Source organism: uncultured Porphyromonas sp., assembly GCF_938046015.1.
GTDB lineage: Bacteria > Bacteroidota > Bacteroidia > Bacteroidales > Porphyromonadaceae > Porphyromonas.
On sequence record NZ_CALIXW010000046.1, the window covers coordinates 123,542 to 133,573 of the forward strand.

Consider the following 10,032-nt stretch of genomic DNA (forward strand, 5'->3'; position numbering starts at 1 on the left):
TACTATAAAGGCTGCCCGCGGCGTCCTATCGCCCCGGGCAGCCTTCATCATTGATCCTCCCTGAACTTCCCCTTATGATGCCCACCACAGGCAAGAAAATACTCCTAGGACTGAGTCTCGAGCAGCTGACGCAGCTGGCCGAGGAGCTCGGTATGCCCCGCTTCACCGGTAAGCAGCTCGCAGGCTGGCTCTATGACAAGCGCGTCACGAGCATCGAGGAGATGAGTAACATCTCCAAGGCCAACCGTGAGCGCCTCAGCGAGCACTACGAGGTGGGGCGCAGTGCCCCCGTCACCAGCGAGCTCTCCAAGGACGGCACGCGCAAGTACCTCTTCCGTGTCCGCTCGGGCGGACTTGTCGAGGCCGTCTTCATCCCCGACGGCGACCGCGCTACCCTCTGCATCTCCTCGCAGGTGGGCTGTAAGATGGACTGCCTCTTCTGCATGACGGGCAAGCAGGGCTTCAAGGGCAACCTCTCCGCGGGCGAGATCATCAACCAGGTGCTCTCCGTCGAGGAGTCGGCCGAGCTCACCAACATAGTATATATGGGTATGGGCGAGCCGCTGGACAATGCTACGAACGTGCTGGAGAGCATCGCCGTGATGACCTCCAGCTGGGGGCTGGCTTGGTCGCCCAAGCGCATCACCCTCTCTACCGTCGGGGTGCGCCGCGGCCTGGAGCGCTTCCTCAGTGAGACGAGCTGCCACCTGGCGGTATCGCTGCACAACCCCTTCCACGAGGGGCGCCTCGAGCTGATGCCTGCTGAAGGGGGGCTGCCGCTGGAGCAGACGCTGGAGATGATCCGCCAGGCGGACTTCACGGGGCAGCGTCGCGTGTCCTTCGAGTATATTGTCTTCGAGGGCGTCAATGATAGCCGCGCCCACGCCGAGGAGCTAGCGCGCCTCCTGCGCGGCATCCCTTGTCGCATCAACCTCATCCCCTTCCACCAGATCCCCAACGTGCCGCTGCGCCCGCTAGCCGCTGCTGGCATGGAGCAGTTCAAGCGCTGGCTGGAGGCTCGTGGCTACACCACGACGATCCGCACCTCGCGCGGCGAGGATATCTCCGCCGCCTGCGGCATGCTCTCCACGAAGGAGCAGATGGCCGAGGCCTCCGCCTCTGCCTCCTAGCCCTCTGCCCTCCCTCCGTGTCAGCTGCGGCACAGTCTCGCCCGACGTTGGCTGAGGATGGGCACACTGTGCGAGGCTATATCCTACAGCCTGAGCGTACTTGTTAGGCTTTGCTTGCCCTTTTCATTATCTTTGTGGCAGCTGGCTGATAAGCCACTAGTACCTTGCTGGTGCTGAATTGAAGTGTGGACTAATGAGTGTCAATTATCAAGAGTTAGTACCCCAGAAGGCATTGGGGAAGGAGATAAGCCGTAATATCTTCCAGACGTACCGGACGAAGGTAGGCCTGCCTCCCGAGATCGAGCAGAACATAGAGTACCTCCAGCAGAGCAATCCAGAGTACAGCTATCGTCTCTTTGACGACGCAGACATCAAGGAGTTCATCCTTGAGTACTATGGAGAGGCGATCTGGGGCTACTATCAGCGTATCTCACCTGTCTATGGAGCCGCGCGTGCCGACTTCTTCCGCTACCTTCTCGTCTACCAATTCGGAGGGGTATATCTAGATATTAAGTCCTCCTTGGATAGACCGCTTCGCGAAGTGCTGCTGGCAGAAGATCGCTTTATACTGACGCATTGGGACAACCTGCCGGGAGGTCAGTACGAGGGTATAGGGATTTTCTCAGAAGTCTCCTCTCTGCCTCGTGGCGAGTACATCCAGTGGGCTATCATCTCTGTGGCGGGCCATCCTTTCCTTAGGGCTGTTATTCTGCAGATGCTTCGCAATATCGACGAGTACAATCCCTTCCGGAACGGCGCTGGCCTATGGGGAGTGCTGCGTACTACTGGGCCTGTCATGTACACCAAGACCATAGAGGCGATGCGCTCTGGCTTCGTCGAGGGGCAGGACTACCGCCTGCTGGATAGACCGCAGGACATAGGTCTACGCTATTCCATATACGATACCTTCGGCGTCTATGGACATAAGGTAGCCCTCAAGGCGAACTACAATAGAGCCTACACTCCTATTGTCGCTACGCCCGATCGCCCCATCTATGCTAAGTGTGCCAAGGCCTATCTCTTCATGCGTCTGGCCATCCTTGTCCTCCGCGACAAGATCGTCTCATGCTTCCGCTAGCATACGATCTTCGCGCCTACGAGCTAAGGTGATTTAGTTCGTAGGCTATACCTTATCCCTCCTCTCCTTTTGCGCTCAGCCTGCCGAAGGCTGCCCTCCTTTAGCGATGATCCTCCGACGGCTTCACCTCGTCAACTTTAAGAGCATAGCAGCAGCCAGCTGCACCTTCTCCCCCAAGGTTAACTGCCTCATCGGGCTCAACGGCATGGGGAAGACCAACCTGCTGGATGCCCTGCACTACCTGGCCTTCACGAAGAGCCACCTACCCATCACGGACAGTCTCGCGGTACGGCGTGGGGCGGAGTCTGCTGTGCTGGAGGGGAGCTACGAGAGTGACCACGGCGACGAGCGACAGCTACTCCTGCAGATCCGTCCCGGGCAGCGCAAGATCCTCAAGCGCAACCGCAAGGAGTACGGTCGCCTCAGTGAGCATATCGGTGCCTTCCCCCTAGTCATCATCTCCCCGCAGGACTATCAGCTGATCCTCGGGGGAAGTGAAGAGCGTCGTCGCTTCCTTGACCGACAGCTCGCTCAGCAGGACAGCGTCTACATGGCAGCCCTCACGCAGTACCATCGCGTGCTGGAGCAGCGCAATAGCCTGCTGAAGGCGCGCACGGCCTCACCCTCCGTCCTGGAGGTGCTCGACCTACAGCTCGACCAAGTTGCCCCCATCATCTACGAGCGCCGTCAGCGCTTCGTGGAGGACTTCGTACCCCTCTTCCAGCAGTACTACAGCGCCATCAGCGGCGAGCAGGAGGAGGTGCGCCTGAGCTATCAGACGACACTCCACAGCTCGGGCGGGCAGCTCCTGGAGGCACTGCGGGCGGCACGGCAGATCGACCAAGCCCTTGGCCACAGCTCGGTCGGGCTACACCGCGATGACCTCCTGATGGAGCTCGAGGGCGAGCTCATCCGCAAGGTAGGCTCGGAAGGGCAGCGTAAGACCTACCTCATCGCCCTGAAGTTCGCCCAGTACACCCTCCTCTCTCGATCCAATCCCGAGCGGCCGCTACTGCTGCTGGACGACATCTTCGACAAGCTGGATGCCGCCCGTGTGGAGCGTATCATCGGGCTTGTGGGAGGCAGCGACTTCGGTCAGATCTTCATCACCGACACGAATCGCAAGTACCTCGACGAGATCATCAAGAGCTGGGGGGAGGACTATCGGCTCTTCGAGGTCGAGGAGGGCATCATCACACAGACCGCAGGCGATGCGACGGAGTGAGACCCTCAGCCTACAGGCAGCACTGGCGCAGCTCTGGGATGAGGACCCTGAGCTCTATGAGCACATGCTGGAGCGCCAGCTCCTCGATCAGCTCCCCACGCTGCTGGGGGTACTGGGGCGCTACCTCCAGGAGGCAAGCATTGACGACGGCGTGCTGCGCCTCAGGATGACTTCGGCTGCCGCGAGGCAGGAACTCAATATGCGACTTAATCCGCTGCGGGAGCAGCTCAACCGTGCCGTGCGTGCCGAGCTGGTACGCATCATCCAAGTCTTCTAAGGGGAGCGCCCTCAGGCGGCCGACCCCTAGCGCTAAGCCTTAGCGCAGTGCTTCGCCTTTGCTTCGGCGAAGCTTTCCTTCCCTAAGTATTCCCTTAACCCTCAATTCTCTCTACACTATGCAACAGTATGTAGATATCGCACTCAAGCTCGTCGTCGGCATGATCGGCATCCTCGCCTTCCTCCGCATCACGGGCAAGGCGCAGATGGCACAGATCACTCCGCTGGATACTGTCAGTGCCTTCGTCATCGGTGCTCTCGTCGGGGGTGTGCTCTACAATCCCGATATGAAGGCGCTGCACATCCTCTTCGCCCTCGCGGTGTGGACGGTCTTCAATATGTTCATCCGCTTCTGTATGCGCTCGGCCTTCCTGCGTCGCCTCATCAAGGGCGAGAGTGTGTACCTGGTCAAGGGCGGCCTGCTGAACTTTAAGGCCTTCAAGCGCCACAGCCTCGAGATGGAGCAGTTCCGTGTCCTCCTACGCGAGAAGGGCATCTTCTCCCTCTTTGACCTAGAGGATGTACGCTTCGAGACCAACGGGTCGATCACGGTCTCGGAGATCGGCCGTGGCCGTGAGTCTTTCCTCATCGTGAATAATGGGGCGATCGTCGACTCCACCCTTACGGCGCTGGGCAAGAGCAGGGAATGGGCGCTGCGCAATATCCAGCGCAACGGCTTCCAGACGCCCTCCGAACTCTTCTGTATGGAGTGGACGCCACACCATGGCTTCTACCTCGTGGCCAAGAGCGGGGACGTCAAGCGCGGGGACGAAGAGATCGCCGCAGAGGACATCCCCGACGAGGTGCTGAACTAGGGCGAGGCTGGGGCAATATACGACAGCCCGGCCCTAAGCCGTTCCTTAGACATGCGGCGCTCCTCGAGCCCGCTAGCTTAGTAATCAATATGTCTTATACCTAACATCCAGTATCAGCAGGTATGAAGAAGATCCTTAAGAATAGTGTCCTAGTCCTGGGGCTCGCGGCACTCAGCGTCGTCGCCTCGGCCACCACAGTACATGTCCTAGCGCGTCAAGCGCAGCCCTCCTCGTCCGTCCTGGCAGATGGCACTACCTATACGGGTAGCGATGCCCCGAACTACGGCTTCCAGAATGCCGCCCTCACCCCCCGCACCGTGGGCTCTGCCCCCGACCTCGTCCCCGCGGCTGAGTCCTCGGTCAAGGCCGTCGTGCATATCAAGGTACAGCAGGCCCAGCAGCAGGAGCAGCGTCAGATGCTCGATCCCTTCGAATTCTTCTTCGGCGGAGATCCCCGCAGTCAGGCGCGCCAAGCCCGCATAGCCTTCGGCTCGGGCGTCATCATCAGCCAGGATGGCTACATCATGACCAATAACCACGTGGTCGCTGGCAGCGAGGAGATCACCGTCACGCTCAACGATAACCGTACCTTCAAGGCCAAGCTCATCGGCCGTGATCCAGGCAGCGACATCGCCCTGATCAAGATCGAGGGTAAGGATCTACCCACCATCCCCTTCGGTGACTCGGACAAGCTCCGCCTTGGCGAATGGGTGCTCGCCGTGGGGAATCCCTTCAACCTCACCAGCACCGTCACCGCGGGTATCGTCAGTGCCAAGAGCCGCTCCACGGCCGCTGCGGGCGACCAGCTCGAGGTCAGCGCCTTCATCCAGACCGATGCGGCCGTCAATAGTGGTAATAGCGGCGGCGCCCTCGTCAATGCCGCAGGCGAACTCGTCGGGATCAACACGATGATCTACTCCCAGACGGGCAACTATGCTGGCTACTCCTTCGCCGTGCCCATCAACATCGCTGCCAAGGTCGTCTCCGACATCAAGAGCTACGGCACCGTGCAGCGCGGCGTCCTTGGGGTCGCAGGCTCCGAGATCACCGAGGAGCTCATCAAGAAGGAAGGCCTCAAGGTCAACTCCGGCTTCTACGTCGCGGACTTCGCTGAGATCAGCGGAGCGCTGGCCGCAGGGATAGAGAAGGGCGACGTCATCGTTGCCATCGAGGGGCACAAGATCTCCAGCTTCGGACAGCTGCAGGAGCAGGTCTCTCGCTTCCGTCCAGGGGATACGATCAAGGTCACCGTCAACCGCAAGGGCGTGGAGAAGACCTTCGCCGTCAAGCTGCGTAACAAGGAGGGCGGCGCCAGCATCCTCAAGCAGAATAGCACGAGCGTCGATGCGCGCCTTGGGGCGAAGATCCGCCAGCTCGAGACGGCTCAGCTGCGCAACTACGGCCTCTCCTACGGCCTCGTCGTCGAGAGCCTCTCGGCAGGCTCGCTCAAGCGTGCTGGCGTCCGTGAGGGCTTCGTCCTGCTCACGGCCAACGATAGCCCGCTACGTAGCATCGCCGACCTCAACCGCGCCTTTGGCTCCTCGGCTCAGGCTCGCCGCACGCGTGGCGTCGTCCTGCGCGGCTTCTATCCCGAGTCGGGCGACATCGTCAGCTACGTCGTCGAATAGCCACAGTTGAGGGTGCCAAGCCCCTCATCAGTTCCCTCGCTTCCCGCGGTAGTCAGTGCCCGCAGCTCTCTAGCTAAGCACCTCCACCTCTAACAAGGAAGCTCATCTACCTCCTCTAGGAAGCACCTCCCATAGCGCCCCGCAGCAAGCTCTCTACGATCTTGCCGCGGGGCGCTGCTTTTTCCGTCCGTCCGCTCCCTGCCTCCTCCCGTCCCCTTCCCCCCTAGGCCTAGCTGCGCATTCCTTACCCATTGCCATCCCCCGCCTTACGCTTCGCTCTTGCCTGCCTTACCGCTCAGCGGCGCCTCCCTTAGCTCTCAGCGGAGTGACCCTTAGCCCTGCCTCGGATTTCTTATATTACTTTCGCTCAATTCTTACATCACTTTCGGGAAAATGTTATATAACTTCTCGTCAATTCTTATATAACTTTCCGCGCATTCTTATATTACTTTTCCCGCTCCCCCTTATCCCTCAGCTCCGCCCGCCTTATCCCTCCGCCTCGCCACACGCCGCTGGCGATACTGCCGCGTGCTGGGACAGAGGGGGCTAGCGGGCTTTTGCGTATCTTTGTATAATAGAGCTTGGCCGAAAGGCTAAGCGTAGATAGCGTATAACAAGAACAAAGCAATATGGCCCTACAATGTGGTATCGTCGGCTTGCCCAACGTCGGTAAGTCTACCCTCTTCAACTGCCTGTCCAACGCCAAGGCACAGTCCGCCAACTTCCCCTTCTGCACCATCGAGCCCAACGTGGGCGTCATCACCGTCCCCGACGAGCGCCTCAACAAGCTGGCCGAGATCGTCCAGCCGCAGCGTATCGTCCCCACCACGGTCGAGATCGTCGATATCGCTGGCCTCGTCAAGGGCGCCAGTAAGGGCGAGGGCCTGGGGAATAAGTTCCTGGCCAACATCCGTGAGACCGATGCCATCCTACACGTGCTGCGCTGCTTCGACGACGACAACATCACTCACGTGGACGGCAGTGTCGATCCCCTGCGAGATAAGTCCATCATCGATACCGAGCTGCAGCTGAAGGACCTCGAGACCGTCGAAGCACGCCTACAGAAGGTCTACAAGCAGGCGCAGACGGGCGGTGACAAGGCCGCCAAGCTCGCCTATGAGGTGCTCTCGCGCTACAAGGAAGCGCTGGAGCAGGGCCTCAACGCCCGTACCGTGAGCTTCGAGACGAAGGACGAGCAGAAGGTCGCCCGCGAGCTCTACCTCCTGACCAGCAAGCCCGTCCTCTACGTCTGCAATGTCGATGAGGTCTCCGCCGTCTCGGGCAATGAGTATGTAGAGCGTGTGCGCGAGGCCGTGGCGGCCGAGGGCGCAGGGCTACTCGTCGTCGCGGCCAAGATCGAGAGCGAGATCGCCGAGCTGGAGACCTACGAGGAGCGTCAGCTCTTCCTCGGCGAGATCGGTCTGGAGGAGTCGGGCGTAGCGCGTCTGATCAAGGCGGCCTACAAGCTGCTTGACCTCGAGACCTACTTCACCGCTGGGGTGCAGGAGGTGCGTGCCTGGACCTATACCAAGGGCAGCAAGGCACCACGTGCCGCAGCGGCTATCCATACCGACTTCGAGAAGGGCTTCATCCGCGCCGAGGTCATCAAGTACGAGGACTTCGTCCACTACGGCAGCGAGGCCGCCGTCAAGGAGGCGGGTAAGATGGCCGTCGAGGGCAAGGACTACGTCGTGCAGGATGGCGACATCATGCACTTCCGCTTCAACGTCTGATGCAGCGCTACGACATCATCGTCATCGGTGCGGGGCATGCGGGCTGTGAGGCCGCGGCTGCCGCTGCGCGCCTAGGGTCGCACACGCTCCTCATCACGCCCGACATGAACAAGATCGGGCAGATGAGCTGCAACCCCGCTGTCGGCGGCATCGCCAAGGGGCAGATCGTGCGCGAGATCGACGCCCTCGGCGGGCGCATGGGGCTGGTGACGGACCGCACAGCCATACAGTTCCGCACGCTCAATCGCAGTAAGGGCCCCGCCATGTGGAGCCCGCGCGCTCAGAGCGACCGTATGCGCTTCATGGAGGCCTGGCGGCAGGAGCTCGATAGTGAGCCGCTGCTGGATATCTGGCAGGATACGGTCACGAGCCTTGACCTCAGAGCAGGTAGGGTACATGGGGTCTTCACGGGCCTCGGGGTACACTTCGAGAGCGAGGCGGTCATCCTCACGGCAGGGACCTTCCTCTCGGGGCTCATGCACTTCGGCGAACTGCAGATAGCAGGCGGCCGTATCTCTGAGCCCGCCAGCTACGGCATCACCGAGCAGCTCCGCGCGGCGGGGATACGCAGCGATCGTATGAAGACGGGGACGCCCCCACGCATCGATGCCCGCAGCCTACACCTCGAGGAGCTCACCATCCAGGAGGGGGAGCAGGATCATCATAAGTTCTCCTTCATGGATACGCCCGCCCGCTCCTCGCTCAAGCAGCGCCCTTGCTATGGGCTCTTTACCAACGAGGCCTGCCACCGTGTGCTGCGTGAGGCCCTCGACCGCTCGCCGCTCTACAATGGGCAGATCCAGAGCATAGGCCCACGCTACTGCCCGAGCATAGAGACGAAGATCGTCACCTTCGCCGACAAGGACAGACACCAGCTCTTCCTCGAGCCCGAGGGAGAGGACACGAACGAGTACTATATCAACGGCTTCTCTAGTTCGCTGCCGCTCGAGGTGCAGCTCGAGGCGCTGCGGCAGATCCCCGAGCTGCGCGACGTGCGGCTCTACCGCCCAGGCTATGCCATCGAGTATGACTTCTTCGACCCGACGCAGCTGCACCACACGCTGGAGAGCAAGGTCGTCAGCCACCTCTATCTCGCAGGTCAGGTCAATGGCACGACGGGCTACGAGGAGGCCGCAGGGCAAGGGCTCATCGCGGGGATCAATGCGCACCAGCAGGTCCACGAGCTGGCGCCCTTCACCCTCAGCCGCAGTGAGGCCTATATCGGCGTCCTGATTGATGACCTCGTGACCAAGGGTGTGGATGAGCCCTACCGCATGTTCACCTCGCGTGCCGAATACCGCATCCTGCTGCGTCAGGACGATGCGGATATGCGCCTGACGCCACGTGCTGCCGCCCTGGGGCTGGCTACGCCCGAGCGTATCGCCCTGCTGGAGGAGAAGATCCGCGAGCGGGATGCGCTCATTGCCTTCATCGAGGGCTATTCCATCCGCCCCGATAAGATCAATCCTCAGCTCGAGGCTGCGGGGCTGGCTCCGCTCCGTCAGGGCTGCAAGCTCGTGGATCTGGTGCTGCGCCCGCAGCTCAGCATCCTGCAGCTGGCCCAGTGGGTGCCTGCGCTGGAGCGCCAGCTGGTGCGCATCCCCTCGCGTCGGGAGGAGCTCATCGAGTGCGCCGAGATCCTCATCAAGTACAGCGGCTACATTGAGCGGGAGCGCCAGCAGGCTGAGAAGCTGGAGCGCCTGGAGCACGTCTTCATCCCCGAGACGCTCGACTACAGCAGCATCCAGGCGCTGAGCACGGAGGCACGGCAGAAGCTCGAGCGCATCCGCCCGACGACGATAGGGCAGGCCTCGCGTATCCCCGGCATTTCGCCCCATGATGTGAGCGTGCTGCTGGTGCTCGCTGGCCGCTAGCTAGGTGCCTTGCCTCCCCGCTTCTGGGGGCGGCGTGCGCTGCGGCTTTTAGGCCCAGCCCACCAGGCCCAGCCCGTTCTCTCCAGCAGTGCCCCCGTCCCTTCCCCACCTAGCCCAAGCCCTTCCACAGCGGTGCTAGATCTCCCCATAGCGAAGAGGAGCGACTCCCCGAGGCCGTCAGGGCTTAGCTCCGCAGGCTGCGCTTAGAAGCCCTCAGAGCGGAGTATAGAATAGAAAAGGAGCGCCCCCCGAAGCACGATGGCTTCGGGGGGC

Annotated in this window: 8 protein-coding genes; all 8 read left to right on the plus strand. The window is 61.3% G+C overall.

Going from position 1 to position 10,032, the window contains the following annotated elements; genetic code table 11:
- Positions 1 to 77 precede the first annotated feature (77 nt).
- Positions 78 to 1,130: a 23S rRNA (adenine(2503)-C(2))-methyltransferase RlmN gene (gene rlmN, locus Q0248_RS07025; protein ID WP_299321040.1), complete on the plus strand. Its 1,053-nt coding sequence runs from the start codon at positions 78 to 80 to the stop codon at positions 1,128 to 1,130.
- 232 nt (positions 1,131 to 1,362) lie between these two features.
- Positions 1,363 to 2,208, plus strand: coding sequence for a glycosyltransferase (locus Q0248_RS07030; RefSeq protein ID WP_299321028.1), 846 nt, complete (start codon positions 1,363 to 1,365; stop codon positions 2,206 to 2,208).
- 106 nt (positions 2,209 to 2,314) lie between these two features.
- Positions 2,315 to 3,433: a DNA replication/repair protein RecF gene (locus Q0248_RS07035; RefSeq protein ID WP_299321029.1), complete on the plus strand. Its 1,119-nt coding sequence runs from the start codon at positions 2,315 to 2,317 to the stop codon at positions 3,431 to 3,433.
- Entirely contained in the window at positions 3,420 to 3,710 is a 291-nt protein-coding gene (locus Q0248_RS07040; RefSeq protein ID WP_299321031.1) for a DciA family protein, read from the plus strand. Before Q0248_RS07035 ends, Q0248_RS07040 begins: the two co-directional genes overlap by 14 nt.
- A gap of 118 nt (positions 3,711 to 3,828) precedes the next feature.
- Complete coding sequence (locus Q0248_RS07045) at positions 3,829 to 4,524, plus strand: YetF domain-containing protein (protein WP_299321032.1); 696 nt, start codon at positions 3,829 to 3,831, stop codon at positions 4,522 to 4,524.
- Positions 4,525 to 4,646: 122 nt separating this feature from the next.
- Complete coding sequence (locus Q0248_RS07050) at positions 4,647 to 6,152, plus strand: Do family serine endopeptidase (protein ID WP_299321034.1); 1,506 nt, start codon at positions 4,647 to 4,649, stop codon at positions 6,150 to 6,152.
- A 629-nt stretch (positions 6,153 to 6,781) separates the two neighbouring features.
- Complete coding sequence (gene ychF, locus Q0248_RS07055; protein ID WP_299321035.1) at positions 6,782 to 7,885, plus strand: redox-regulated ATPase YchF; 1,104 nt, start codon at positions 6,782 to 6,784, stop codon at positions 7,883 to 7,885.
- Positions 7,882 to 9,759, plus strand: coding sequence for a tRNA uridine-5-carboxymethylaminomethyl(34) synthesis enzyme MnmG (gene mnmG, locus Q0248_RS07060; protein ID WP_299321041.1), 1,878 nt, complete (start codon positions 7,882 to 7,884; stop codon positions 9,757 to 9,759). Before ychF ends, mnmG begins: the two co-directional genes overlap by 4 nt.
- Positions 9,760 to 10,032 lie beyond the last annotated feature (273 nt).